Here is a 25,947-nt window from a genome sequence, read left to right on the forward strand (position 1 = left end):
GCGAAGCGATCCTGGGTGTGCCGAGAGGAGTAAGTGCATGCCGGCTCCAACGACAACGCCCCCGCCAGGCAGGGCCGGGCGGGGGCGTTTCGAGCGTATCAAGTGTGCGCTTACTGGCGGTAGGCGGCTTCCTTGAGCGCGCGGATGCGGTCGTCCAGCGGCGGGTGGCTGGCAAACAGCTTTTCCATCAGCTTGCGGGTCTGGCCGGTGGTGATGGCGAAGGCGGTCAGGGTGTCCGGCATCTGGTCGGGCATCTGGGTCTCGGCCTTGAGTCGAGCCAGGGCATTGATCATGGCGCCGGAACCGGCGAGCTTGGCCCCGGCGGCGTCGGCGCGGTACTCGCGGAAGCGCGAGAACCAGGCGGCGATCATCGAGGCCAGGATGCCAAACACGATCTCGGCGACCATGACCACGGCGATGTAGCCGAAGAAGCCGAGGCCCTCGTTGTCGTCACGCCGCAGGAAGCTGTCGACCACCTGGGCGACCACCCGGGCGAAGAACATCACGAAGGTGTTGAGCACGCCCTGAATCAGCGCAAGCGTGACCATGTCGCCGTTGGCGACGTGGCCGATCTCGTGGGCCAGCACCGCCTTGATTTCTTCGGGCTGCATGCGATTGAGCAGGCCGGCGGACACCGCGACCAGGGCATCGTTCTTGTTCCAGCCGGTGGCAAAGGCGTTGGACTGCTGGGCCGGGAAGATGCCGACCTCCGGAGTCTTGATGTTGGCCTCGCGGGCCAGCTCGGCGACGGTGTCGACCAGCCACTGCTCGGTGGCGTTGGAGGGATTTTCGATGATCACCGTGCCGGTGGAGCGCTTGGCCATCCACTTGGAGATGAACAGCGACACCATGGAACCCGCCATGCCGAACACGAAGCAGAAGATCAGCAGGCTGTTGAAGTTGATGCCCTGGGCGTTGAGGTAGGGCTCCACGCCGAGCAGGCGCAGGGTGATACTCGCCACCAGGATCACCGCCAGGTTGGTGCCCAGGAAGAGCAGGATTCTCATCATTGCCGACATTCTCCGTAAGGAAGGAAACCTGCCGAGCCAATTGGCTCGACGGGAGGAATCAGATGCTTAGATAAGCCCTGGAGCGACAAGTTTCAAGCGCCCGGGCGCGGATGACGCTATCGCCGTGCCAGCGTCGAGATAGCGGATTCGATGCTGGCACCCGGCGATGACGTCGACGTGACCGCTTACTGGCGATAGCGCGAGAGGAAGCGGGCGAAGCGATCCAGGGCGTCGCCGAGCTGATCGGCCCAGGGCAACGTGACGATGCGCACGTGGTCCGGGTCGGGCCAGTTGAAGGCGGTACCCTGGACCAGCAGGATCTTCTCCTGCAGCAGCAGGTCCAGCACCAGTTGCTGGTCGTCCTGGATATTGAAGACCTTGGGGTCCAGGCGCGGAAAGGCGTAGAGCGCCCCCTTGGGCGTGGTGCAGCTGACCCCTGGGATGGCGTTGAGCTTTTCCACCGTGATGTCGCGCTGGGCCAGCAGGCGCCCGCCGGGCAGGATCAGGTCGTTGATCGACTGGTAGCCCCCCAGTGCGGTCTGGATGGCGTGCTGGGCGGGCACATTGGCGCACAGGCGCATCGAGGCCAGCATGGTCAGGCCCTGGATAAAGTCGTTGGCGCGCTGACGTGCCACCGCCCCGGACAGGGTCATCCAGCCGCTGCGAAAGCCGGCGCAGCGGTAGCTCTTGGACAGACCGTTCATGGTCACCACCAGCTGGTCTTCGCTGGCCAGTGCCCCGGTGGCCACGTGCACGGTGTCGTCGTAGAGGATCTTGTCGTAGATCTCGTCGGAGAACACCACCAGGTTGTGCTCACGGGCGATGTCGAGCAGCTCGCGCAGCACCTCGGGGGGGTAGACCGCACCGGTGGGGTTGTTGGGGTTGATGATGACGATGGCGCGGGTGTGGCTGGTGACCTTGGCGCGGATATCGTCCATCGCCGGCGCCCAGTCGGCCTGTTCGTCGCACAGATAGTGTACGCCACGCCCACCGGACAGGTTCACCGCAGCGGTCCACAGCGGATAGTCGGGGGCCGGGATCAGCACCTCGTCGCCGTCGTTGAGCAGCGCCTGCATGGCCATCACGATCAGCTCGGAGACGCCGTTGCCGATGTAGATGTCCTCGATGCCTACGCCAGGGATCTCCTTGCGCTGGCACTCCTGCATGATCGCCTTGCGTGCCGAGTAGAGCCCCTTGGAGTCGCAGTAGCCCTGGGCGGTGGGCAGATTGCGCATCACGTCCTGCAGGATCTCTTCCGGCGCCTCGAAGCCGAACGGCGCCGGGTTGCCGATATTGAGCTTGAGGATGCGCTGTCCTTCGTCCTCCAGCCGCTTGGCGTGCTCGAGCACGGGCCCGCGGATGTCGTAGCAGACGTTGTCGAGCTTGTGAGACTTGGAAAGGGTGGGCGTGTCCATGGCGCGGGTCTCGCTGGGTCCGTGTGTCCGTGCCCGCCGTGGCGGGAGTGTCGTTGTTGGTGAGTCCTGTCGATGCGTTGCCGGGGCGGCGGTGGCCGGGCGTGCGGCCTAGTCGTCGCTCGCCGCTTCGCCCTGGGCACCCTGGGCAGGTGCTGCCTTCGAGGCGCCTTCTGCGACATCCTGCGAGCCGTCTTCCAAGGCATCGTCTGCGGCCTCGACGGCGGCTTCCTCAGGCGTCGGGATGTCCTCCGGGGTCTCCAGGGTCAGGCGCCCGAGCTTGCCGTCACGCAGTTCGTGCAACAGCACCTCGCTGCCGCGGTGCAGGTCGATCTCGCCACCGGCGCGCAGGCCACCGCGCTTGGCGGCGATCTCGGCGAGGATGGCGTGGCCGTCGAAGCCGGCCAGCGCCATCAGGTCCGGGCGAGCGTCTCCGTCGGCCTCGACCTTGTCGGCGTCGGGATTGGCCTCGTAGGCCGGCAGCGCCTTGAGTTTATAGCGTGCCTTGAGCGCCTCTGGATAGCGTTTGGCCAGCTCGGCGGCGGTGATCAGGGCCACATCGACATAGTCGATGGCGGTATCGCGGATGGCGCCACTGGCCGCCAGACGATAGGCACTGGCCTGATCCTCGATCTTTGGCCACAGCACGCCCGGAGTGTCGGTCAGCGCCACGCGACCCTGGATGCGTACCTTCTGCTGGCGCTTGGTCACCGCCGGTTCGTTACCGGTCTTGGCGATGGTGCGTCCCGCCAGACCATTGATCAGCGTCGATTTGCCGACATTGGGGATGCCCATCACCATCACCCGCACGTCGCGGTCGGCACGCACCTGGCCAGCCAGTTCATGGCACAGCTTGGGAATGCGCTTGAGCTCGCGGGTATTGGTGGTGGTCACCGCCAGGGCGCGGGTGTCTGGCAGGGCGTCGAAGTGGGCGGTCCAGGCGCGGGTACCCTCAGGATCGGCCAGGTCGGCTCGGGACAGGATCTTCAGTACCGGCTTGTGGCGGGTCAGGCTCGCCAGCATCGGGTTGGCACTGGAATAGGGCAGGCGCGCGTCCAGCACCTCGATGACCACGTCGATTTCCGGCAGCGCCTCGAGAATCTGGCGTCGCGCCTTGTTCATGTGTCCCGGAAACCAGCCCAGCATCTCGTTCTCCTGCCTTTTCTAAAGGGTGTTGCGCAAAGGGCTCCCCATCTTATGGAAATGCGAGGCAAATGTCGCGAGCGGTGGATGACAAGGCCGCAGATGATGGAGGGCAGGGTCGCACACGGCGGGAGGCGAGGCCGCAAGCTCCGGGCGACAAGCGCGCCAGGCCCGCCGATAAAAACCTGGCGGCGGGCACAGGGGCTTGCAGCGAGGGGGGAAGGGGCAAGGGGAGAGATGCGTCTGGGGCGGAGGCCGGGGGAGGGCGCAACGCCTACTCCCCCTCATGAAAGTCGATGGCCAGCGAATTGATGCAGAAGCGCTCTCCGGTGCTGGTCGGCCCGTCGGGGAACACATGGCCCAGGTGGGCATCGCAGCGATGGCAGGTGACCTCGATGCGGTGCATGCCGTGGCTGGTGTCCTCGTGGCGCTGCACGCTTTCGCAGGACAGCGGGCGGTCGAAGCTGGGCCAGCCGCAGCCAGCGTCGAACTTGTGCTCGTTTTCAAACAAGGGGGCGTTGCAGCACACGCAGTGATAGATGCCGTGCACCTCGGTGATCTGGTAGTCACCGGTAAAGGGACGTTCCGTGCCTTTTTCGCGGGTGACGTGGTATTGCTCCGGGGTAAGCTGCTCTCGCCATTCGGCGTCGGACTTCTCGATCTTCTTGCGCATGGACGGTCTCCCGTGACGTTCGGTCGAGGCTTGCGCATCGTGGTTCGCGTCGCTGCGGCACCCACGACTGCATCAAAGTCGCAGCCTCGGTATTCAAGCTAAGACGTTTGCTGCAGTTTGACCAACTCCTGCGTTCCACGATGCAGGGGAGGGTGGCTAAAGCGTCGATGGAGAGCAAATGCGTATAGAAAGAGCTTATATAGAGAAGGGCGCTGAATCGAGCAGGAAATCCTTCAGCCGGGGTTGACACTTTTGAGGGTGCTCAGTAACATACGCGCCACCTCGAGATGAGACGAGGCGGATGCGTCCCATTCGTCTAGTGGTCCAGGACACCGCCCTTTCACGGCGGGAACAGGGGTTCGAACCCCCTATGGGACGCCAACTCGAATCTCGAGGCCGGAATGCGGCAGTAGTGCGCAGCGCGGGAATAGCTCAGTGGTAGAGCACAACCTTGCCAAGGTTGGGGTCGCGAGTTCGAATCTCGTTTCCCGCTCCAATGCGTCCCATTCGTCTAGTGGTCCAGGACACCGCCCTTTCACGGCGGGAACAGGGGTTCGAACCCCCTATGGGACGCCACTTTCCGGTACAATTTGCGATGCGTTTGCGGGAATAGCTCAGTGGTAGAGCACAACCTTGCCAAGGTTGGGGTCGCGAGTTCGAATCTCGTTTCCCGCTCCATGCGTCCCATTCGTCTAGTGGTCCAGGACACCGCCCTTTCACGGCGGGAACAGGGGTTCGAACCCCCTATGGGACGCCACTTCGCAGCGCAGGCAGGACACGATGAAGACATCGTCGGACTGCATCGATCAAGCGGGAATAGCTCAGTGGTAGAGCACAACCTTGCCAAGGTTGGGGTCGCGAGTTCGAATCTCGTTTCCCGCTCCAGTATCGAGAAGCGTCTCAAATACCTGTGGAAAGCACATCGCCAGAAGCAGCAACAGTCGCCTGAGCGACGCGAATCATCGCGTTGATCGGCGATTTTTTTGTGCTTGCGCGAAGCGAGTCCGGCGTAAGACCATCGAGTGCCCCTTGCGTCGACGCCGCATTTGCCGCTTTGTCCGGTTGAAGATGCTCCCGACCGACCCCATATGCTAAGCCTTCTATCGAATAGCGAATCCCGTCGCTCGGCACGGCGCGATCGCGACGGGTTGGGCAAGCCGATGCCAACCGTCAACGTCGAGTCACCCGCGACAGGCAAGCTAGCGAAGGCGTGCAGCGCTTGGCGTCCGATCTCATGCTTCAAAGCCCAAGCTTTCAACCCTGACACCAAGGATCCCTCATGGCCGAACCGGCTCTGTCCATTCGAGGCCTGACCAAGGTCTACGGCAATGGCTTCAAGGCCCTAAAGGGCATCGACCTCGACGTCCAGCAGGGCGACTTCTACGCCTTGCTTGGCCCCAATGGGGCGGGCAAGTCCACCACCCTGGGCGTGGTCTGTTCGCTGGTGCAGAAGACCGCCGGCCAGGTAAAGATCTTCGGCATTGATATCGACGAGGACTTCGCCCGGGCCAAGTACCATCTCGGGGTGGTGCCGCAGGAGTTCAACTTCAACCAGTTCGAGCGGGTCATCGATATCGTGCTGGCCCAGGCAGGCTACTACGGCATGCCTCGCCGTGAAGCCCTGCCTCGGGCGGAAAGCCTGCTCAGAGATCTCAGCCTGTGGGACAAGCGCAACGGCAGCGCACGCATGCTGTCCGGCGGCATGAAGCGCCGCCTGATGATCGCCCGCGCGCTGATGCACCGTCCCAAGCTGTTGATCCTCGATGAGCCCACCGCCGGGGTGGATATCGAGTTGCGTCGCAGCATGTGGGAGTACATGCGGCGCATCAACCGCGAGGAAGGCACCACCATTATCCTGACCACCCACTATCTGGAAGAGGCGGAGAGCCTGTGCCGCAACGTGGGCATCATCAACCACGGCGAGATCGTCAGGAACACCAGCGTACGCGAGCTACTGAGTGAGCTCGACACCGAGACCTTCCTGCTGGATCTGGCCGAACCCATCGATCATGCCCCCGCCATCGAAGGCTTCGAGGTCAAGCAGGTGGACAGCGCCCAGCTATCGGTGATGGTGCATCGCGGGCAGTGCCTCAACGACGTCTTCGATGCCCTCAAGGCAGACGGCGTGCGGGTGCTGTCGATGCGCAACCGGGCCAACCGACTGGAGGAAATGTTCGTGTCCATGGTGGAAAGCGGCAACGCCGACAAGGAGCTGAGAGGATGAACCCGAGTCAGATCGCGATCGCCCTGTGGACCCTGGTAGCCAAGGAAGTCCGGCGCTTTACCCGGATCTGGCCGCAGACCCTGTTGCCGCCGTCGATCACCATGACGATGTACTTCATCATCTTCGGCAACCTGATCGGCTCGCGCATCGGTGAGATGGACGGCTACAGCTACATGGACTTCATCGTCCCGGGGCTGATCATGATGTCGGTGATCACCAACAGCTACTCCAACGTGGCCTCGTCATTCTTCTCCAACAAGTTCCAGCGCAGCGTCGAGGAGATGATGGTCTCGCCGATGCCCAACTGGGTGATACTGGCGGGCTTTATCCTCGGCGGCATGGCGCGCGGGCTCGGTGTCGGCATCATCGTCACCGGGGTGTCGCTGTTCTTTACCCGCATCGAGGTGGCCCACCCGCTGTTGACCATCGGGGTGGTGATCCTGACCGCGGCACTGTTCGCCACCGGCGGCTTCATCAATGCGCTGCTCGGCAAGAAGTTCGACGATATCTCCATCGTGCCGACCTTCGTGCTGACGCCGCTGACCTACCTGGGTGGGGTCTTCTACTCGATCTCGCTGCTGCCGGCCTTCTGGCAGGGCGCCTCGATGCTCAACCCCATCCTCTACATGGTCAACGTCTTCCGCTACGGTTTCCTTGGCGTCTCCGACATCCCGGTCGGCTGGGCGCTCGCCGCTATCTTCGGCTTTATCGTGGTGCTGTTCGCCATTGCACTGTGGATGCTGGAAAACGGCAAGGGCATTCGCAGTTGATCGCACCGGCCGCCTCGGGCGGCCGGTCGCCGTTTGTCTCTCGGACTCTCTCTTGTTCAGGTATTGCCATGTCCACTATCCCTCGGGATCCCCACCACCGCCCCGACACCCTGACCGATGCGCCCCTGGGGCGGGAGTCGGACTATCCCGAGCGCTACGATGCGCAGCTTCTGTTTCCCATCGAACGCGCCGCCAACCGCAAACCGCTGGGAATCGAGGAGGGCGCGCTGCCCTTCGTCGGCGAGGACGAATGGCACGCCTTCGAGCTGTCCTGGCTGACGCCCAGGGGCAAGCCCTGTGTCGCCGTGGCACGCTTTCGCCTGCCGGCAAGCTCACCCCGGCTGATCGAGTCCAAATCCTGGAAGCTCTACCTCAATAGCCTGAATCAAACCCGCTTTGCAGGCCACGACGAACTGATCGAAACGCTGAAGCGCGACCTGAGCGAGGCCGCCGGGGCCGAGCTCAGCGTGGAGATCCTGGCGGTGGACGACGCCGAGCTCAACCCGCGCCCATTGCCGGGGGAGTGCATCGACGATCAGGACATCGAGATCAGCGACTATACGCCGAGCCCGGAGCACCTTTCGGTCAGTGATGAGATCGTCGAGGAAACGCTGACGTCCCACCTGCTCAAGTCCAACTGCCCGGTGACCGGCCAGCCCGACTGGGGCAGCGTGATGATCCGCTACCGCGGTCCCCGGCTCGATCGGGAAGGCCTTCTGCGCTACATCGTCGGCTATCGCCAGCACCAGGACTTCCATGAACATTGCGTCGAGCATATCTTCATGGACCTGATGGACAAGGCTCGCCCAGAACGGCTTCTGGTGCTGGCACGCTACGTGCGCCGCGGTGGTCTCGACATCAGCCCCTGGCGCGGTACTCCCGGCGAGACACCGCCCACGCCGCTGCGCCTGGCGCGCCAGTAGTCGGCAATGGCTCAGGGCGATAGCGATAGCGCCACAGACAATACCCGAGTGATCTGGTAGGGTAATGCGAAGAATTCTCGATCGCTGAACAGTGACAGGGCTCGGACCCTCTGGAGTGACACGATGGATGCAATGACACTGCTGCAAGAGCGCAGCTCCATGGGCAAGCTGATGGGACCGGCCCCCAGCCGTGAACAACTCGAGGCGATCTACTGCGCCGCCCTGCGCGCACCGGATCACAAGGAGCTCAGACCCTGGCGGTTTATCGAGTTCTCCGGCGAGGGGCTCGATCGCCTGGGTGAATTGTTCGCCGAGGCCGAATTTCGCGAAGACCCCAAGGCGACAGACGAGTGCCTCAACAGCGCTCGAATGAAGCCCAAGCGCGCACCCATGATCATCGGCGTCGTCGCCAAGGTGGACCCGGACGTACCCAAGGTGCCGAAGATCGAGCAGGTCATCTCCGCTGGCTGCGCTGCCCACGGCATCCTGCTGGCCGCCCACGCCCTGGGGCTCGGCGCCATGTGGCGCAGCGGCAAGTACGCCTTCGACGACACCGTGCGCAAGGGCCTGCGGCTCGGCGACGACGACGAACTGGTCGCCTTTATCTACATCGGCCAGCTCGGTGGCCGCCACAAGCCCATCGCCTGTCATGATAGTGAGGACTTTGTCGAGCGCTGGGACTAACCCCTCATGGATGAATTGATCAGACGCGTTGGCACGGCCCACCCGCGGCCCGTCTTGCCGCCCGAGGGAGGCGAGGACGACCCCGGGGCCTTTCTCGACTGGCTGGGTGAGGCCATCCCCCTGGTCGGATCGCTTGGCATCACCTGCATGGCGCGCGACCAGGACTCGCTGCGCTGGGAGCTAGCCCTGACCCCGAACCTCAACGACAAGGGCACCGGTTTTGGCGGCTCGCTGGCCGCCCAGACCACCTTGCTCGGCTGGTGCTGGACCACCCTGTGGCTGCGCCGTCGAGGCTACAACCGCGACGTGGTGGTGGCCGAGGCCAGCCAACGCTTTCTCGCCCCGGTGACCGGCGACTACCGCCTGATCTGCCGACCCGAGGCGAGCGGCTCCTCAGATGTTGATGCCAGTGGTGCGGCAGGGCAGGGTAGTGCCGGGCAGGTCGGCAGGGAAACAGGCGCCGAAGCGGCGCTGGAGCAGCGCCTGGCGGAACGCGGCAAGGGTCGCATACCCCTGGTCCAGCAGCTGTGGTGCGGCGACACCCTGTGCCTGGAAGCGAGGGGTGACTACGCCGTGCTGGCCAGCGAGCCTCCCATCGCAGCACGCTGACGCCATCGCGCCGCTTCGCCATCAGACCCGGAACGGCTACACGACGAATCTGATGTAAGCCGAAAAACGGCTTGCAATCGAGAACTTAAGGCGATAAAGTATGCGCCGTCTTGAGGGATAAGCACCGCGCAACGCGGGCATCATGTTTCTCGGGATGACAATGCGGAGGGGTGTCCGAGTGGTCGAAGGAGCACGCCTGGAAAGTGTGTAAGTCGAAAGGCTTCGAGGGTTCGAATCCCTCCCCCTCCGCCACTGAATATAGATAAGCTGCTGATTTTAGAAGTTTTTGTTTTTTCTATACCCTCACGGCCCATACTTCAGCCCATACTTTGTGCCTGGCTTTCATAAGCCTTCCCAAGACACTGTTGGACAGTACGTCCCTTTGCAGCACCTTCCCACCGCTTTCCTTTTCCAATGCTTCTGCTGTCACTGACGGTGCCGAGCCTGGCATAGGGTGATCGGCAGCTAAACATCAGACACCTTAGCCAGAACAACGAAAAGGCGTTCAGGTAGGTGGCCCATGTGGCCAACCACTCCGATCTACTGGCGATCCAGGATTTGGAAGAGGTGTTTCTTGGGACGATCCACGTGCACGGAGCACTATGCTTTCTTGTGTCGCGTGAACGAGATAGCTCATTCGGGTAGCGTGGTGGTTTTCTGAACCATGGCGATACCTGTTCCCGGAAGCCCCATGCGGCGCGCTTTCGTGATATGGAGAGCGGGGACCTAATCACCGTCGCCACGCTGCTGTGGCTTGCTGGGAAAGCCACCCAGCAGCAGAGCAGGCGATGACGCAACCCTGTCGATTATTAACAATTGCGTAGATGAAAACTTGCCAATAGCAGGTGACAACCGGTGTCAAGCTGGTACGCTGGGTCGTATATAAGGTATGACGCAAAGTAACTGCGCTATGTCCGACTCTTCAAGGGCGCCACGTATCAACCTGTCCCCGCATTCGTGCCGGGTACCCATCTATGCCGGCGACACCTTGGTTGCAGATCCCAAGGTGACCCACTGCCTGTTGAAGGGCGATACCAATTGCTACTCCCACGACACAAACCCTCACGTAGCTTGGAGTTATCAGCAGCCGACCAGCGAGCGGTTGAGGTTCGAGTGAAGTCTACTACCGACCCAAAGCGGCCTTTTCGATACGGGCAGCGAGCATCTCAATTGGTATTATGTAGTCTGCACTTTGATGGGGAATTATACTGCAAAGCTATACTTGATATTGTGGAATTTTAGTTGACCAAGGGCTGGGTGGCGTGCGGTATAATGTTGTTAAAATCACATGTGCGTGCAAGTAAGGATAATGACTATCCGGCAAGCGTTATAAGGAGAGTGATGTGCCAGAAGCGACTCATAGAACTGACGATGTGTTCGGGATAACTCGTGAGCTTCCCTTGAATTATCAGGAGCGCGACTCTGCAGATAAAGTGTTTGTCGATAGTTTGAGCCGAGACCGGCATCTCGTCATTTATGGAAGCTCTAAACAAGGTAAAACAAGCCTGAGAAAGCATTGTCTTCAACAAGGCGATTACATCACAGTTCACTGCTCAAATAAGTGGATGCTGGACGACCTGCATTCTGCGATTTTGAAAAAATGTGGTTTTGAGGTTACTTTATCAAATACAAAGAGTAGCTCAGGAAAATACAAAATTTTTGCCTCTATAAAGGCAAGTATTTTTGGTGCTGGGGCAACTGGCGGGGCTGAGGCGGAAAGGGAAGAAGGTCAAGAGATAGCAACCCAACCGCTTGAACTAGAGCCTGAGGATGTTAACGATATCATTAGTGCTCTTGAGAGCATTCGGTTCACAAAGTTTATCGTGCTTGAAGATTTTCATTATCTTCCTGTGGAGACCCAAAAAGATTTTTCGGTCGCACTGAAAGCATTTCATGAAAACTCAGGTATTTGTTTCCTTATAGTTGGCGTGTGGCTGGAGGAAAATCGATTATCTGTTTATAACGGTGATCTAACTGGTCGAGTACTGTCGATTGATGCAGATAAATGGGAGCGTGAAGAACTGGAAGAAGTGATCAATAGCGGCGCTGCGCTATTGAATGTAGAGTTTTCCGCTAATTTTCTAAACGATCTTCTTTCATCCTGTTTCAATAGCGTTCATGTGGTCCAAGAGGCATGTCATCGCTGTTGCGTTGAAAGCGGGATCTATAGTACTCAGGATGAAATTAAGTGTATCGGTGAAGACTTGGATGCAAAGGCTATAGTCAAGGACGTAGTCAATCAGCAGTCAGGTAGATTCAATTCCTTCATAACTCAATTCGCCGACGGTTTTCAAGCGACTGAGCTTGAAATGCACAGGTGGCTTCTTTACCCGGTGCTTACAAGTAATACAAGTGACCTAAATTTTGGTCTAAGACAAAAAGCTATCCGTGACACATTGCGGCAACACCACCCTAGGGCTGATTCGCTAAACCAGGGAAATGTGACGCAGGCACTGCAATCTGCAGCTGCCCTGCAAATAAAGAAAGACATCAAACCTATGGTTCTCGATTACGATCAAACTAATCTTCGGCTGAACGTAGTGGATCGGAGTTTTCTGATTTGGTTGGATAACCAAGATAGGGATGAATTGCTTGCTGTCGCGGGATTAGATTGAAAATGCTGAACAAGGGGCTGCAGCTGACCGTTTTTCGCTGTCGCTAAAAACGGCGGCTGAGCCCAGGCGCTAATCAGCACTCACTGAAGGTCCGCTTCTGGCCGGATGCCGAACTTCAGGCTACGCTGATGGAGCTGGTGCGGCATTGGGCGGTGGTAAGATACAGGTCTAGTCTAGTGAGGGCTTGAAAATGGCTATTGATTCCAATTTTAAAGAGCAAATGTTGTCACTTACCACGACACTGCATTCCAACGCCTCTCGAGACCTCGCCGATATTGATGCCAATGTTCGTTGGTTTACAACACTCGTGCTGGCGAGCATCGCCGCACTTGCTGGATATAGGCAGCTTCAAGGAGCAGAGTCTCTCTCTCCTCATCTTGCTTTAATTGTGTTGATGCTTTGCATATCCCTCTTGATGTTTGTATTTGCTGTTCTCATTGCCCAGATTCGACGAGCAAGTTTTTCTCGAAGAGTTGCTGGTTTTATTGAAAAAATACATGAGCTAGATCGGGATGATCAGATGTCACCACAAGGCGCTAAAGATGAGTTGCAAAAACAATCTGAAAATTTGCGAAAAAGTGCATTTCAGCTAGCCAAGCACCCGGATCTTTGCCAATTTTACGGGTTGTTACTATTTGTGTTATCTTCTGTCGTCGCGACATTTTTTATACTTTTCGAAGAGGTGTTCATTGCTATTTTAGCATGACCATCAGAGTTGTGCTCGCATTGCAGCTCAACAAGTCATTGTTGCCGATGATTAGGCCTGACGGCCTGCGGATAAACTCAAGCGTATACTAGATTGAGATGAATGTCCGCTCATGGCCGACTGCCGAACTTCAGGCTACGCTGATTGAGCTAGTATAGAGGCTGACGACCCAAAGAGACCATGTCGGCAAAGGATACATGATCGTTCAGTCGTGTAATGCTGCATACAAGATTGTTGGTGTTATGTTGCCGAGCTATACTAAATATTAAGTGTTTCAGTAGATTAGGGGGCAGGTGACATGCGGTATAACATTGTAGAACGTACGGGCGCGTTCAGGTGTTTATGCAAGCATGCGGCCTAATATCTATTGGGCATCTTAGTAAGGGGAGTGGAATGAAAATCACGATCAAAAAAACTGCTAGATTCTTGTTCCCACTACTTTCACTCACGCTGCCGTCAATTATTTGGGGGCAGGTATTTGAGGAAGTTGAGACGGGGGAAGCCTGTAGCTACTTTGGTGAGCAAGTTCCGGAGACGGTTATAACCTTTTCATCTGACCGAGAAGCTGAGAGAGTTATTCAAGATATCGTTGATGCTTCCGGGTTGGTCCAGAATTTCGCAGTTCACGCCGCAGGAGTGCCAAACGCTGCTGCAGTAATAAGAGGAGAGAGGCGATATATTCTGTATAACCAACACTTCATGCAAAATACTCGCAGAAGCACCAATAATACATGGGCACCTATCAGTATAATGGCTCATGAGGTAGGTCACCATCTCAACGGCCATACTCTTGATAACCGTGGTAGCCGTCCTCGAATCGAGCTAGAGGCTGATTACTATTCAGGGTTTATCTTGCAACGATTGGGAGCCAGTTTAGATGACGCTCGCACTGCTATGGATGAACTTGGAAGCCCCTCAGGAACAGCTACACATCCAGCCAAGCATGACCGATTAGCGGCCATTACCAGTGGCTGGACAAATGCCTGCGAATCTGACCCACGATGTGGTGCTGAAGATGATGCTGGTTCTAGTAGGCGAGATCCAGTTGAGGAGCGTCCTCTGAGCACTCGTAGCGACGAAGAGCTAAGGCCTTCAGGCCCGGATAGTTGCGAGTACGCCCGTGACGGAGAATGTGATGAACCAAATCTTTGTCCTACTGGAACCGACACAACCGACTGTCAGGTAAGTCGAAACAGGGGGAGTTTAGACCGATTTCCTGATCACTCGCGGCAGCAAAGCTTATATTGTTGTGATCAATGGGGTAGAAAATGGTGTCAAATAGCTGTGAATCCCGGACCTCCCGGGTCCCCATGTTGGTGTGCTGGAGTCCCTGGAAGTGGATTCATTTGTCAATAATCTTATGAAGCCTAACTTCGGAGTTATATGAGCAAATTTTGAACGTCCGTTTATGGCCGAAAGTTGAACTCTAGTCTATTCTGATGAAACTGGTGATTAAGTTGACGTTCTAGAGACGATATTCCGGAAAATTTTCTGTAAAAGCCGTATATAATTCGCAGGCACATTCATCCGATCATAAGATCGGTCAGCTTAATCACTTTAAATGTGTTCCAGTGAAGGGTATGAATTAACCGTGTCTTATCGATTTATGATTAGGGATAAGTTGAAATGGAAGAATCAACCTTTTCCAGTTTCTTTTCGTTGTTGGTGGCTTTTTCAGCAGCCGTACCAATTCTATACTTCTCCCGTGAGATTCAAGAAGACTGTAGCCCAGCATTAAACCAAGCAGCCAAAAATCTAATATCCTATGACGTAAAAATACCAAAAATGGTCGCTTGGATTACATATTTTGATGCTTTTTGCGATAATGTGTTTGGGGAGCATTTAGTTAGCGCAAAGTCCATTGCCACCAGTGCCATTTTTACACACCTGGCGATAATAGTTGCCTTCTTTGTTTTGTATTTTTCTGGAATCATGGATGATGAAATAGAGCCAGGGTTTATATTCACCCCCTTCATAGGGTTGTTTTATTTATTAAATATACTCACAGATTTTATTTCGTTCTGTTTTTTAAGATTCCTGCTTAAGTTCTTTAAAAAACTAAAAGCCATTCTGTTCTGTGTGCTTCCATTTATTACCCTCGTTAGCTCGATGTGTTTTGTGGCAATTTCATTAATCATTATAGATATTCTTTTGGATACTTGGCCCGAGGCTATAACCAATGCACAGTATTTTCTTGACTGGATATCCTGGAGGTTTTCTTCTGTATTGGATGCTCTCCATTATATCTTTTTTCCAAGCGATATTATTGGTTTGGGTGAAGGCTATTATACTTCTTGGGAGTACGGGGTTTGGTGGGTAATTGTTGTATCAACATTATGGCCATTTTTTTTGTTTTCTTTGCTAATTTATGGAGGAATTAGTGGCATGTTAATAATATCTTGTTTAGGAAAAATGCAATTATTATCGGTTTTATTTGACCAAGATAAGCCTGTTGTGGCTATAGGCTGGTCTGTTTCTTTGGTTTATTGGTTCATGCTAACTGTAAGTAATGTGATTTATTTTTTTGTCTGATTTGTGTGGTGGATAACTAGCGAAAACCGCATTAAATTGTCATTTTGCGAAAAGTTTTCAGTGTTGAAAGCGTTAGAACATGATCATTACTTTACGTCCGCTTCTGGCCGAATAAGGAATGTTAGTATATGCTGATGATGATAGTGCAAAAGCTGGCGATGCAGTGGGATATGACACCACGACTGAAACTGCATTCTTCGCCATTCGCCACTAGATAGCAAAGGAGAGAATGAATGCCACGTTACTACGCGAATACGAATACAGACGAGAATGGAAATCACGAAGTCCACACGACTGGATGTCCGCATCCACCAGCCGACCACAATCGTCTGCCTTTGGGCATTCATGATTCCTGCGGCCCAGCGACAGCGGCTGCACGAACGAAGTTTGGCGGAAGAGTTGATGGATGTAAATGGTGCTGCCCAGCATGTCATCGAGGCCGTTGATCACACGCACGAGAACACTGATTGTCCGCTTTTGGCTGGTAGAGGCGGCCCGAATCAGACCGCCTCTACTCTTGCTATGCCTCTGTTTGTTCAGCCATCTCCAAGGCATCATCTACCTCTATCCCGAGGTATCTGACAGTACTTTCCAGCTTTGTATGACCCAAAAGTAGCTGAACGGCTCTTAGGTTTCTCGTCCGGCGGTATATCAGCGATGCTTTGGTACGGCGCAGGGTATGCGTGCCATAGATTGCAGGGTCCAGGCCAATGGAGGTTACCCAAGCTTTGACGATACGAGCGTACTGTCGTGTCGACAGGTGTTCTGAGCTACTGATGCGGCTCGGGAACAGATAGTTCTCGCTTCGAAGCCGGGCATGCTGAATCCAATCGGCTAGGGCCTCGCGTGTCTGCTCGGTTATCTCAAATTGCACTGGCTGTTGTGTTTTCCGCTGCATAACGATGGCCCTTGGTGATACGTGCTTACCATGAGCAATATCACGGACACGTAAAGTGACCAGGTCGCAGGCCCGTAGCTTGCTATCTATCGCCAGATCAAATAACGCTAGATCGCGTCTCTTCCCAGCGAGCTGTAGCCGAACACGAATGGCCCAGATATCTTTTAGGCGAAGTGGTGCTTTCTGCCCAACCAGTTTGCCTTTGTTCCAGGGCTCACGAATTGCAGTTGTTGACGCGTTCATGGCATGGTTCTCCATAGGTGGAGAGGAAAGTGTGGTTCAATCCATGCCTAGCGTAGGCTTGACCTCGCCACCTGTCGCGGGCCGACCCAAAGTCGACATGCCGGCAAAGGCAGCATGCTCGTTCATTCTTGTTGTACGAAAGGGTAAGATATGGAAGCCGATATTATAAAAGTGTGGCGGGCATTGAGGCCAACGGTTAAAGAAAATTTTACCTTCAATGAAACCAAGGATGTGGTCGCGTCGGCTGCGTTGCCGGTGGAAGAGGTAGCTCACCTACAACAGAAAGCATTACCAGCTAAAGGAGCCTCAAAGGGAGAGCTTCTTGATGCGCTAGATGGATTGATTGCTAGAGAGCCTGATCCGGGAAAGGCAATACAGAATCTCATAGCCGCAATGCTTGAACAAAAACGCTATCTCGAAATCCGCATGTCGGATTGTGCCGAGAGATTTGGATGGAGGATTGTTGACGGACAGCTTCGACCTTTGGACTTCCAAGTGGAGGAAGCCGTCAATGACTTTTCCGAAGAAGTGAAGGTTCTTCTAAACAATGCGTATCGGAGATTTAGTGAAAGTGACTACTCAGGGGCAATGACGGCCATTTGTAGTGCGCTCGATACGGTCACAAACCATCTCTATTCGGTTCACGATCTTGGGAATCCTCATGATGACTCATACCAGCAAAGGGTGTCTCGCTCTTTCGCTGTACTAGAAGATGTCTATCGCCACAGATTCAGTCAGATGACGGATGATAACTCTGAAGTTAATAAGCTATGGCAAAACTATCGAGGTTCGATTAACCAAGCAGCTTATGTTATGGGTTCATTTCGAAGAAATGCTAGTGATGTGCATGGTCTATCTGGGTGCCCGCCACAGTTAATTAGACACGCAATAGATAGTGGTACTTTTATTATTAGAAGTATCACATCAGAAACTTCGGAAAACGTACAGCGAGACAATAAATATGGCTTTTAAGAGATGACGATCTAATAGCGATTGGTCTTGGCGTTATTTTGCTTTTATCGTCCTCGGAGGATGAATGTCTGATACCCCATTAAATGCAGCCCTTCGGCACTTTGAGGCTGTTGAGGCTAATCTTATTAAAGCCGAGAAGCTGCTGGCTGAGATTGAAGCTGTGATTCCTAGAGGAATATCGTTCAGCGATAATCCGGACTATGAAACGAACTGCAGAAATTTTGACGCTTTGCTTACAATGTTGCCCAAGATTGACGGGTGGAAGCCAGAAATAGTCCTCATGGATCTAGATGAGATAGCACAGAATCGGCTAGATGCGCATGAGCTAGGTGAAATTGAGTGTATTGTCTCTGTTGAGAGGCAAATTGGGGAGCCGTCACGAAACTTACGGGAGTATCGCTATCGATTTAACCAAAAACGACGAGAGCTAATTCGGGATACTCTGAATGAACTTATTGATGCTGTCGATGCTAACCTACGCAGCCTAGCGAAATTGCTTACCGATGAGGCTCCGTCGCATGAGGAAATTCCCGACCCAGAGTTTGATGCACTCAAGGGGAATGTTGCTCAGGTCGCTACACTATTAGGCAGCAGCGTAACCAAGCCAGCGCGCTGGAAAGACCTCCACAGACACATGCATTTTGGAACGCTGGGAGACCTTCATGACATTATCGAGCACGATTGGCCGAGCGTAAAAGTGGGCCTTCGAAAATCGATGTATGGCGAGTCGGAGCCAGTTCCAGTAGACGTCGAAGATTTGGGTGATTTGGTAAGCGCAAAGCCGAGGGGCCCGGTTGCAACCAAGCTTAAATGGGAAAATCTTACTGATGAAGAATTTGAACGTCTAATTTTTGCGCTAATTTCATCCGAGAGCGGTTATGAAAATCCTGAATGGTTGATGAAAACCAATGCCCCAGATCGTGGACGAGACCTCTCAGTGCATCGGCTCCATTCCGACGCACTCGGCGGTACATTAAGGCAAAGAGTCATCATTCAATGCAAACACTGGCAGTCCAAGAGCGTGGGGCCAGCTGACATTGCGACTCTTAAAGAACAAATGAAGCTTTGGGAGCCTCCTAGAGTGGATGTTCACGTTATTGCGACCTCGGGTAGATTTACATCAGATGCCGTTTCCGTTGTTGAAAAGCACAATCAATCCGACAGTGCTCTCCGAGTTGAGATGTGGGCGGAAAGTCATTTGGAACGACTGCTTGCGAGTAGACCAGGGATAATTGCTGAATTCGGGTTGCGGTAATAAGCAACATAACCAGGAGCTGCTTTCGGACAGTTTTTCCGCTGCGCTCCAAAACTGCCGAAGAGCGTAGCGTTACATCAACTTATCCTAAATGTCCGCTACTGGTCGATAGGTTCTGTTCACCATATCAAGGTTTCTTTTCGGTTGGGTAAAGGTTGACAGATAGAGTATGCAGTTATCCCCGATGCAGGGAGAGGGCGCCGACGACAAAGTCCGTTCCTAGCCGAACGCCGAACTTCAGACTATAATATTTATCAGGTACGGCAACTGACGACCCAAGTCAGCAGTCCAGAAAAGGCAAGGAGTTAATTTAAGCTTGAAAGTTTCAGATCTAACATTAAATGCTATCAAGCCGTATGTGACTGGGGATGGTTCTCCAGCCCCGTATATGTCAGGACGAGAATTGATAAAGTTCTTTAATGCTTTTGGCTTAAAAGACGAATATGCTCGGAATGGTTTGCCTAATGCTTGGTCAAGGAATGAGTATGCTTATGAGCGGTTAAAAGACGTTAATGGTAAACCTGACTTCAAGAGGTTGGTTGAAGCACTTTCTGATAGTCGTAAAGTAAGCAATCCTGATGAAGTGGCTGATGAGATTAAAGAAATAATTAAGCATGATGGCTACACGCTAGAAAAGGATGAATCAGGTATTTATAAGGTGGCAGGCTTTGGTCTCGAGGATCCTGTCTTAGTTGAAGCTCATTTCCAAGAAATTAAAAATCAAATCATTGATTGTATTAGAGATGCGAAGTTTACTGTTTGGGTTGCTGTGGCATGGTTTACTGATAAAGATATAGGAAATGAGTTGCGTGAAAAGCATTTGGCAGGGGTAAATGTTAGAGTCATTGTTAACGATGACGAAGTTACCAGGCTTCATGGGCTAAAATTTGATACTAGAGGTATTGAATATAAAACTATTGCTCCAAACTCCCCTTGGGGTAAGAAGTTGATGCATAATAAATTTTGCATAATTGATCTATATAAAGTAATTCATGGGTCCTATAACTGGACAAGCAACGCCAAGTTTAATAACGAAAGCATAACCGTCACTGACAGTAGAGAGTTAGCTGAAGGCTTTTCTAAGCAGTTTATAGAGCTTTATAATCAGAAAAATTAGGGTATCCGGATTAAGTGGTTGATGATCCCTTCTGATCCACCAAAACCTTAATTTTCCCAGAAGGTTGATAGATCGACGCCGTAGTTCTTCTCGGGCTCGGGTAGACCCATGCTGTAGGTCATGGTGGCCTTGCCCAGGAAGGGGGATTCCTTGGTCTGTGGCGCCTTCTTCTTGTGCTTGGTGGTGTAGAGCACCCGGGCCCGCATCACCTCGAATGAGTAACCCCGGCCATCGCGGTTCTTGTCCTTGGCCAGCCGGTTGATCGACTCCGTGTAGGCGTTGGTGACCGGGATGTCGGTCTCGAAGTAGGTCAGCATCTCCTCACGCCATCCGCTGATGGCGCTGACAAGTTCCTTCCAGACCTCCTTCTGCCCTTGCGGGATGTCGTCAATCCAGGCAGCCAGCGCCTTCTCAGCATCTCGCCGGGTGGCACAGTCCCAGATGTGGTAGAACCGCTCCTTGTGCTCGTAGGCTGCCAGGAGCTGAGGGAAGGCCCCTGTCCAGGTTTCCATGATGAGATGCTCGCGGTCTGAAACGTCGTGAGCCCGCTTCAGCAGGATCTTCCGGTCACCCTTGAGGGTCCGTCGCTGGTTGGCCGTCAGCCCCTTCCTGAGCCCCTTTCGGACCTTCTCCAGGGCTTCGTTGGCCATACGCACAACATGGAACTTATCGACCACGATGCGGGCCTGTGGCAGCACCGCCTGAACGGCACGTCGGTAGGGCTTCCACATGTCCATGCTGACGATCTCGACCTTGTCACGCTCGGTCATGCTCATGAGCCGTTTCGTCACCGCATCCTGCTGACGACCGGGCAACAGGTCCAATAGAGTGCGCTCCTCCAAGTTGGTCAGAATGCAGCGGTAGCGGCGGTTCAGGTACAGCTCGTCAATGCCCAGGCAACGGGGTGTCTCGAAGCGGTGCCAGGTCGCCAGGAACTCAGCCTTTTTCTTGAAGATCTCTCGAATGGTCTTCTCGTCAAGGCCCGTGGTATCAGCCACATAAGCGTAGGGATGGTTGAAGGCTTCCTTCTCGACATGGCTGTAAAGCCTCCGCGTAATGCGATGAGTGTCAACCATCTTGGGGAGTGCTGGGCGGAATGTCTTGCCGCAGGCTCGGCATGTGTAGCGGCGACGGACCACCCAGAGGGTGACCCGCTTGCCGTGGATGGGCAGATCACGATAGGCCACATCGCACTTGCCGAACCTGACAAGCTCACTCTCAACGCCGCATTCCTCGCAAGCTAGAGGCTCAGGAGCTTCGACCTGGTAGTGAAGATCATGCTCTTCTACCTTGGCGCCCAGGACGTGGTATTCCGGCAGATGGAGAATGCTGTCAGCAAATCGCGTCATGTCTTGGGCGTTTTCGTGGCAAGTATCGGTTATCGGGATAGTACCTGTTTGGCATGGAGGGCAGTGCCGGCTACATGGTGATGAGTATGCCGCCACTGGCAAGGATGACTACTACCGCCCAGGCCGGCAGCTTCCAGATACTGAGCAAGAGGAAGCCAGTCAGCGCCAGTGCAAACTCGTGGGGGCCAAGAATGGCACTGGTCCAGACCGGCTGGTAGAGGGCGGCGCCCAAGATGCCCACGACTGCCGCATTGGCGCCGCGCATCAGTGCTTGCGCGCTGTCCCAGCGGCGGAATCGGTTCCAGTGGGGTAGTATTGCCACCAACAGCAGCATCCCGGGCAGGAAGATCATTACCAGCGCCAGGGCGGCACCGTATAGGCTGCCGCCGAGCGGCGCCATCACCGCGCCCAAATAGGAGGCAAAGGTAAACAGCGGCCCCGGTACGGCCTGGGCGGCACCGTAGCCTGTCAGGAACTCGTCCGCACCGACCCAGCCGGATTGCACCACCTCTGCCTCGAGCAGCGGCAGCACCACGTGCCCGCCGCCGAACACCAGGGCACCGGCGCGATAGAAAGCGTCCATGACCGCCAGGGCGGCGGAGGGGCTGGCCCAAGCCAGCAGTGGTAGGCCGAGCAGCAACGCAACGAAGGCCAGTCCCGCCAGATGGCCGGCACGCGTAGAGACAGGCAAAGGCAGGTCGTGAACGTCGGCCTCGGCGTGGGCTCGACACAGCGCCATGCCAGCCAGGGCCCCGATCACGATGGCGGACACCTGTCCCAGCGGGCCGCTAACCAGCACCACGGTGAACACTGCGGCCAGTGCAATGCCGGCGCGCCGAGGATCGGGACAGAGGCTGCGTGCCATGCCCCACACTGCGTGGGCGACGATGGCCACCGCTGTCACCTTTAGGCCATGGATGATGCCCTGGCTGATGGGGCCATCAAGCGCGGCAGAGCCCAAGGCGAACAGCACCAGCACGATGGCCGACGGCAGGGTGAAGGCCGTCCAGGCCGCCGCTGCCCCCCAGGGGCCGGCGCGCATCAGCCCCAGAGCGAATCCCACCTGGCTACTGGCGGGACCGGGTAGAAACTGGCACAGCGCCACCAGGTCGGCATAGGCCTGTTCGGAGAGCCAGCGGCGTCGCTCTACAAACTCGGTGCGGAAGTAGCCGAGGTGGGCGATGGGGCCTCCGAAGGAGGTCAGGCCCAGCAGCAGAAAGGCACCGAAGACTTCTCTGATGCGCCCGACAGGACGTGGCGTATGGCTCATTGATCGGACTCCTTGCCACCGTTCATTGAAGTGCAGGTCTCGTCATTCATGGCCTCACCGGTAAGCTCTCGCAGTTGTCGCTTGGCCACCGCCAGCCCTTCCCGACCGAGGTCGGTTGCACGGTAGAGCCTGCGGCGTGTGCTTCCCTGGTATTCTTCCCGGGAGGTCAGGTACCCCTTGCGCTCCATCGAATGCAGCATGGGGTAAAGGGTCCCGGGGCTCAGTCGATAGCCGTGGTGAGCCAGCTCATCGATCATCCACTGGCCGTATATCTCATGCTCGGCTGCGTGGTGCAGGACGTGTAGCCTTACCAAGCCGGCGAGCAGGTCATGATGCTCCATGGCGTTTACACCTGCATTGCCAAAAACGAAAATCGATATCGGTTTTCGTTTTACCAAACCAGCATCCACATTACAAGATGGCGTTCTCCGCTCATGAGTGAGGATTGAACTTCAATGGCTAAGCATTCTGACGAGTTTCTACGACTGGCCAATGACGCCAGGCAACGCATTACCAAAGTCCCGCCCACCTAGGCCCCTAAGCGAGATGCCGAAAGGGCATTCTGCATCGAGGGTGGTCTCAATACCTATGAAGCGGATGACGAAACATGATGATAGAAAGTGCGGTTCTGCTGGTAGCGACCGGCTTCGGACTGGGATGGCTGCCATGGGCACCGGGGACCTTCGGATCGCTAATCGGTTTGCCGCTGGCCTGGTGGCTGCTGGGCCATCCGCCAGGGCGGCGGGTTGTCATCATGGTGGTGCTGCTGGCCATGGCCGTGCCGCTCTGTCACTGGGCTTCCCTGTGGCTGGGGGGGAGATGTTCCCCAGATCGTTGCCGATGAATACCTGGCGTTTCCTATCGTAATGATCGGGCTTGCCATGGCGCGCTGCCCGTGGGTGATGGGGGTGACATTCGTGATATACCGGCTGTTCGATGTCACCAAGCCATTGCCCATCAGCCATATCGAAGCCATCGGTGGCGGCCTGGGCATTGTTCTGGATGATGTCATGGCGGCCATCTATGCCTGGATCGTGCTCTCCATTGGCATCGCCATGTGGCGTCGGTGCCATCTTAGGTGAAGTGATAGCCTTGGATTCGTCACTGAAAAGGCTTATCAACCAAAAAATCCGGTGAGTAGACGAGATGTGACCTTAATGTGTTATCAGGCATATCAACCATCTATTCCGGATACCCAAAAATTAATAGTTGGTTCTAAGTGATGCCTTCGGCACACCTGTACCAAGCGTTACATAAGCCCTTTCTTAACGTCAGCTCCTGGCCGGTACCTGCCAATGTTCACCAAAAAAATTTAGTAGCCTGATAAGCCGGCGCCGCCTCTGAAGGCAGCGTCGGCGTTGTGTTTCGTTGACGTTCAGAGGTATCCAAGCTCTGCAAAGGATGAGCACCCTTCTGTCCCAACCACGATGTGATCGATGATGCGGATTTCCACCAGGCCCAAGGCTTCCGTGAGCCGATGCGTGATGCGTCGGTCTGCATCGCTGGGCTCGGGATCGCCAGAGGGATGGTTGTGAACCAGGATCACCGCAGCAGCATTGCAGGCTGGGGCCTGTTTGACTACTTCACGCGGGTAAACGCTCGCCGAGTCGATGGTGCCGCGGAAAAGCTCCTCGAAGCAGATCACCCGATGCTGGCAGTCGAGGAATAGGGCACTGAATACTTCGTGCTCATACTCCTGCAACAGCACCTGCAGGTGCTCGAATGCCAGCCCGGGTTTGGTAATCTTGCGTCCCTTGGCCAGCCGGCGACGAGCGAAGGCCTTGGCGATGCCCAAGAGCTCCGCCTCGGTCACCGTGTCGGTGATGCGATAGGTGCCGGCAGTCTCGCCGGCACTCAGCTTGCCGTGGTTCATGATGTTGCTCCTCAGGCCGCCATGACCATGGTCATGCGGCGCTCCAGCTCCTCGTAGAAGGCCTCGACACGCTCGGCGACGGTGCGAATCATCGCTTCGTCCCGGTAGGCCCGCTTCACGAACAGCGGCATGCCTGGCCAGTAGCTGACGAAGTCGATCCACTCCCGCTCACTGACCCACAGGCCACCTTGGCACTGTGCGACGTGCTCCTGGGGCAGCTCGTCGGCCAGCAGCAGCTCGATCTGGTACTTGGGCAACTTGGTCTTGATCTCCACCAGGCCGTGGCTGTTCACCAGACAGTCCGGTGAATAGCCGACCCCGTGGTTCAAGATGATGCCGACCTGCTCGAGACGCGGTAGTCCTGTGGCTTCTTGGTAGAACTCGCGGGCAACCGGCTCCAACTCATGTCCCCGCTGAGTGTAGGTATTGCCCTGGAAGGCATCGGAGGGCTCGCCGGTGATGCGCTCACCGATCAGCTGGTGCATGTAGCTCATCGCACCGGCACCGAAGCCTCCCGGCCCCTTGCCCTTGACCAGCAGAGTCTTCAGTTCGGACATGGTGATGATGCCCAGACGGGCGGCATGCCATTCGGGCGTGCCTTGGTCCAGTGTCAGGATTTGCATGACGTTCTCCTTCTCGATGGCACGGCATAAGCCGGCGAGGGGAGGCCCCGCGCCGGATGGTCAGTGATGTTGATGGTTGTGCTGATTGGGGTGAGCCCGTTTTTGAAGGGAAGCCCGAAGCTTGTCGAAGTCGCCGCGTGGCACCTGCTCGGCATCGCCGTACTTGCCGACGAACCATTCCTGAGTCGCCGGGGGACAAGCGGCGATCAGCTGCCGGATCTGCCCGGCCTGGAAGGGGGTAACCAGCTTGACCGGGGCGGCGGCGTGACCGTTGTCGTCCTGGCCGCGGGTGGTGATGTTGAGCAGGGCACACAGAATGTAGCGCTTGCCGTAGCTAGTGGAGGAGCCGAACGCCTGGACGGTGTTCTTGCTGCCGCTGGTATCGGCCGGCAACAGCATGCTGGTTTCTTCACGATGACCGTCCTGGTGCATCAGCACGCCGGTCACCTGAATGCCACGCTCCTGGGTCTGAATACGGAAGCTCACCGCGAAGCCGTGCTTCTTCATGATCGGACGCACGGTATCGACTATGTCTTCCAGGGTGGCGTAGTGCCCGTTATTGGTCTTTCCACGCTCGGCGATGCTTGGCAGTTCGGTCTGCATGGCTGCCATGGCAGCGCTATAGGCCATCAGCGCCTGGCGATCCAGCACGCGCTCCTGCATCTGCAGCAGGCGCTCCATCTTCTCGATATCGACATCAGGATTGAGGGCGGCCCGCTCGATCACCTGAATGATCGCGGTGCTGTCCGGGGTGGCTTGGGTAACCGGTGCTTTGTTGACGGTCTTGGGATGAATGGGTGTTGCCATAATGACCTCCGTTAGCGATAGCGTTGGATGACGTCAGGGAGTTGTTCGATAGGCACTGGCTCAAGAGTCAGGGCCACGCGGTAGACACGACCCACGGCCAGCACATGGGTCTCGGTCTCGTGTTCGCCGGCCTCTAGCAACTGACGCGTCAGCTGGGTCAGGACACGACACATTTCGATCGTTATGGGCGGTTGCATTGGCATCTCCAGAAACAGTAACGCCCGGCCTTTGAAGGGGCC

The 25,947-nt window shown here is 55.9% G+C and carries 26 protein-coding genes and 7 tRNA genes; 21 read left to right on the forward strand and 12 right to left on the reverse strand.

What is annotated here, in order from left to right; all coding sequences use genetic code 11:
- Nucleotides 1-110 precede the first annotated feature (110 nt).
- The 4 genes from htpX to msrB form a co-directional block, all read right to left on the reverse strand.
- The gene (htpX, locus tag NKF27_RS06035; RefSeq protein WP_045994888.1) at nucleotides 111-1,010 is read right to left on the reverse strand and encodes a protease HtpX; all 900 of its coding nucleotides are present in this window, start codon (nucleotides 1,008-1,010) and stop codon (nucleotides 111-113) included.
- 185 nt (nucleotides 1,011-1,195) lie between these two features.
- Nucleotides 1,196-2,425 (reverse strand): pyridoxal phosphate-dependent aminotransferase, encoded by a 1,230-nt coding sequence (locus NKF27_RS06040; RefSeq protein ID WP_045994887.1) that lies wholly within the window; start codon nucleotides 2,423-2,425, stop codon nucleotides 1,196-1,198.
- A 108-nt stretch (nucleotides 2,426-2,533) separates the two neighbouring features.
- Complete coding sequence (gene ylqF, locus NKF27_RS06045) at nucleotides 2,534-3,568, reverse strand: ribosome biogenesis GTPase YlqF (protein ID WP_253555708.1); 1,035 nt, start codon at nucleotides 3,566-3,568, stop codon at nucleotides 2,534-2,536.
- A gap of 271 nt (nucleotides 3,569-3,839) precedes the next feature.
- On the reverse strand, nucleotides 3,840-4,238 hold the full coding sequence (gene msrB, locus NKF27_RS06050; protein WP_045994885.1) for a peptide-methionine (R)-S-oxide reductase MsrB: 399 nt from the start codon (nucleotides 4,236-4,238) through the stop codon (nucleotides 3,840-3,842).
- Nucleotides 4,239-4,543: 305 nt separating this feature from the next.
- Here msrB and NKF27_RS06055 point away from each other — a divergent pair.
- From NKF27_RS06055 to NKF27_RS06125, 16 genes are all read left to right on the forward strand, one after another.
- A tRNA-Glu gene (locus tag NKF27_RS06055) sits at nucleotides 4,544-4,619 on the forward strand.
- Between the two features lie 40 nt (nucleotides 4,620-4,659).
- Nucleotides 4,660-4,734, forward strand: a tRNA-Gly gene (locus NKF27_RS06060).
- 4 nt (nucleotides 4,735-4,738) lie between these two features.
- Nucleotides 4,739-4,814, forward strand: a tRNA-Glu gene (locus NKF27_RS06065).
- Nucleotides 4,815-4,841: 27 nt separating this feature from the next.
- Nucleotides 4,842-4,916, forward strand: a tRNA-Gly gene (locus NKF27_RS06070).
- Between the two features lie 3 nt (nucleotides 4,917-4,919).
- Nucleotides 4,920-4,995: transfer RNA gene (locus tag NKF27_RS06075), tRNA-Glu, on the forward strand.
- A gap of 53 nt (nucleotides 4,996-5,048) precedes the next feature.
- Nucleotides 5,049-5,123 (forward strand) — tRNA-Gly (locus NKF27_RS06080).
- A gap of 394 nt (nucleotides 5,124-5,517) precedes the next feature.
- Nucleotides 5,518-6,462, forward strand: a complete 945-nt coding sequence (locus tag NKF27_RS06085; protein ID WP_124802432.1) for an ABC transporter ATP-binding protein — start codon at nucleotides 5,518-5,520, stop codon at nucleotides 6,460-6,462.
- Entirely contained in the window at nucleotides 6,459-7,232 is a 774-nt protein-coding gene (locus NKF27_RS06090; RefSeq protein WP_045993708.1) for an ABC transporter permease, read from the forward strand. Before NKF27_RS06085 ends, NKF27_RS06090 begins: the two co-directional genes overlap by 4 nt.
- Before the next feature lie 68 nt (nucleotides 7,233-7,300).
- The gene (gene queF / locus NKF27_RS06095; RefSeq protein ID WP_124802430.1) at nucleotides 7,301-8,155 is read left to right on the forward strand and encodes an NADPH-dependent 7-cyano-7-deazaguanine reductase QueF; all 855 of its coding nucleotides are present in this window, start codon (nucleotides 7,301-7,303) and stop codon (nucleotides 8,153-8,155) included.
- 123 nt (nucleotides 8,156-8,278) lie between these two features.
- Entirely contained in the window at nucleotides 8,279-8,839 is a 561-nt protein-coding gene (locus NKF27_RS06100) for a nitroreductase (protein ID WP_253555709.1), read from the forward strand.
- A gap of 6 nt (nucleotides 8,840-8,845) precedes the next feature.
- Complete coding sequence (locus NKF27_RS06105) at nucleotides 8,846-9,448, forward strand: YiiD C-terminal domain-containing protein (protein ID WP_253555710.1); 603 nt, start codon at nucleotides 8,846-8,848, stop codon at nucleotides 9,446-9,448.
- Between the two features lie 164 nt (nucleotides 9,449-9,612).
- Nucleotides 9,613-9,700, forward strand: a tRNA-Ser gene (locus tag NKF27_RS06110).
- A gap of 658 nt (nucleotides 9,701-10,358) precedes the next feature.
- Nucleotides 10,359-10,565 carry a DUF427 domain-containing protein gene (locus NKF27_RS21215; RefSeq protein ID WP_367399252.1) on the forward strand — a complete coding sequence of 69 codons (207 nt, stop codon included), beginning with the start codon at nucleotides 10,359-10,361 and terminating at the stop codon, nucleotides 10,563-10,565.
- Between the two features lie 226 nt (nucleotides 10,566-10,791).
- The gene (locus NKF27_RS06115; RefSeq protein WP_253555711.1) at nucleotides 10,792-12,063 is read left to right on the forward strand and encodes a hypothetical protein; all 1,272 of its coding nucleotides are present in this window, start codon (nucleotides 10,792-10,794) and stop codon (nucleotides 12,061-12,063) included.
- 190 nt (nucleotides 12,064-12,253) lie between these two features.
- Nucleotides 12,254-12,769: a hypothetical protein gene (locus tag NKF27_RS06120; RefSeq protein WP_253555712.1), complete on the forward strand. Its 516-nt coding sequence runs from the start codon at nucleotides 12,254-12,256 to the stop codon at nucleotides 12,767-12,769.
- 1,626 nt (nucleotides 12,770-14,395) lie between these two features.
- Nucleotides 14,396-15,301, forward strand: coding sequence for a hypothetical protein (locus tag NKF27_RS06125; protein WP_253555713.1), 906 nt, complete (start codon nucleotides 14,396-14,398; stop codon nucleotides 15,299-15,301).
- A gap of 520 nt (nucleotides 15,302-15,821) precedes the next feature.
- On the opposite strand, the gene NKF27_RS06130 is transcribed toward NKF27_RS06125, so the two are convergent.
- Nucleotides 15,822-16,442, reverse strand: coding sequence for a tyrosine-type recombinase/integrase (locus tag NKF27_RS06130; RefSeq protein WP_253555714.1), 621 nt, complete (start codon nucleotides 16,440-16,442; stop codon nucleotides 15,822-15,824).
- A 150-nt stretch (nucleotides 16,443-16,592) separates the two neighbouring features.
- On the opposite strand from NKF27_RS06130, the gene NKF27_RS06135 reads away from it, so the two are divergent.
- The 3 genes from NKF27_RS06135 to NKF27_RS06145 all read left to right on the forward strand — a co-directional run bounded on the left by NKF27_RS06135 (nucleotide 16,593) and on the right by NKF27_RS06145 (nucleotide 19,786).
- Nucleotides 16,593-17,414, forward strand: a complete 822-nt coding sequence (locus NKF27_RS06135; RefSeq protein WP_253555716.1) for a hypothetical protein — start codon at nucleotides 16,593-16,595, stop codon at nucleotides 17,412-17,414.
- Between the two features lie 64 nt (nucleotides 17,415-17,478).
- Nucleotides 17,479-18,669 (forward strand): restriction endonuclease, encoded by a 1,191-nt coding sequence (locus tag NKF27_RS06140; RefSeq protein ID WP_253555718.1) that lies wholly within the window; start codon nucleotides 17,479-17,481, stop codon nucleotides 18,667-18,669.
- A 316-nt stretch (nucleotides 18,670-18,985) separates the two neighbouring features.
- Complete coding sequence (locus NKF27_RS06145; RefSeq protein ID WP_253555720.1) at nucleotides 18,986-19,786, forward strand: phospholipase D-like domain-containing protein; 801 nt, start codon at nucleotides 18,986-18,988, stop codon at nucleotides 19,784-19,786.
- 47 nt (nucleotides 19,787-19,833) lie between these two features.
- Here NKF27_RS06145 and NKF27_RS06150 read toward each other — a convergent pair whose 3' ends face one another.
- The 3 genes from NKF27_RS06150 to NKF27_RS06160 all read right to left on the reverse strand — a co-directional run bounded on the left by NKF27_RS06150 (nucleotide 19,834) and on the right by NKF27_RS06160 (nucleotide 22,746).
- On the reverse strand, nucleotides 19,834-21,135 hold the full coding sequence (locus NKF27_RS06150; RefSeq protein ID WP_253555722.1) for an ISL3 family transposase: 1,302 nt from the start codon (nucleotides 21,133-21,135) through the stop codon (nucleotides 19,834-19,836).
- Between the two features lie 70 nt (nucleotides 21,136-21,205).
- Complete coding sequence (chrA, locus tag NKF27_RS06155; protein ID WP_253555723.1) at nucleotides 21,206-22,405, reverse strand: chromate efflux transporter; 1,200 nt, start codon at nucleotides 22,403-22,405, stop codon at nucleotides 21,206-21,208.
- Nucleotides 22,402-22,746 (reverse strand): PadR family transcriptional regulator, encoded by a 345-nt coding sequence (locus NKF27_RS06160; protein WP_253555724.1) that lies wholly within the window; start codon nucleotides 22,744-22,746, stop codon nucleotides 22,402-22,404. The genes chrA and NKF27_RS06160 overlap by 4 nt, the downstream gene beginning before the upstream one ends.
- Nucleotides 22,747-23,015: 269 nt before the next feature.
- Here NKF27_RS06160 and NKF27_RS21220 point away from each other — a divergent pair, with 269 nt between their 5' ends.
- Nucleotides 23,016-23,249: a phosphatidylglycerophosphatase A gene (locus tag NKF27_RS21220; protein WP_367399264.1), complete on the forward strand. Its 234-nt coding sequence runs from the start codon at nucleotides 23,016-23,018 to the stop codon at nucleotides 23,247-23,249.
- A 22-nt stretch (nucleotides 23,250-23,271) separates the two neighbouring features.
- On the forward strand, nucleotides 23,272-23,487 hold the full coding sequence (locus NKF27_RS21225) for a phosphatidylglycerophosphatase A (RefSeq protein WP_367399253.1): 216 nt from the start codon (nucleotides 23,272-23,274) through the stop codon (nucleotides 23,485-23,487).
- 293 nt (nucleotides 23,488-23,780) lie between these two features.
- Here the strand turns inward: NKF27_RS21225 and radC are convergent, their stop codons facing one another.
- From radC to NKF27_RS06185, 4 genes are read right to left on the reverse strand one after another with little or no spacing between them, the layout of a single operon-like run.
- The gene (gene radC / locus NKF27_RS06170) at nucleotides 23,781-24,278 is read right to left on the reverse strand and encodes a DNA repair protein RadC (protein WP_253555725.1); all 498 of its coding nucleotides are present in this window, start codon (nucleotides 24,276-24,278) and stop codon (nucleotides 23,781-23,783) included.
- Between the two features lie 11 nt (nucleotides 24,279-24,289).
- Nucleotides 24,290-24,901: a lambda exonuclease family protein gene (locus tag NKF27_RS06175; RefSeq protein ID WP_253555726.1), complete on the reverse strand. Its 612-nt coding sequence runs from the start codon at nucleotides 24,899-24,901 to the stop codon at nucleotides 24,290-24,292.
- Nucleotides 24,902-24,961: 60 nt separating this feature from the next.
- On the reverse strand, nucleotides 24,962-25,708 hold the full coding sequence (locus NKF27_RS06180; RefSeq protein WP_253555727.1) for an ERF family protein: 747 nt from the start codon (nucleotides 25,706-25,708) through the stop codon (nucleotides 24,962-24,964).
- An 11-nt stretch (nucleotides 25,709-25,719) separates the two neighbouring features.
- Nucleotides 25,720-25,905: a hypothetical protein gene (locus tag NKF27_RS06185; protein WP_253555728.1), complete on the reverse strand. Its 186-nt coding sequence runs from the start codon at nucleotides 25,903-25,905 to the stop codon at nucleotides 25,720-25,722.
- Nucleotides 25,906-25,947 lie beyond the last annotated feature (42 nt).

Origin of the sequence: Halomonas sp. DN3 (assembly GCF_024137905.1) — a bacterium.
Taxonomy (GTDB): domain Bacteria; phylum Pseudomonadota; class Gammaproteobacteria; order Pseudomonadales; family Halomonadaceae; genus Halomonas; species Halomonas litopenaei.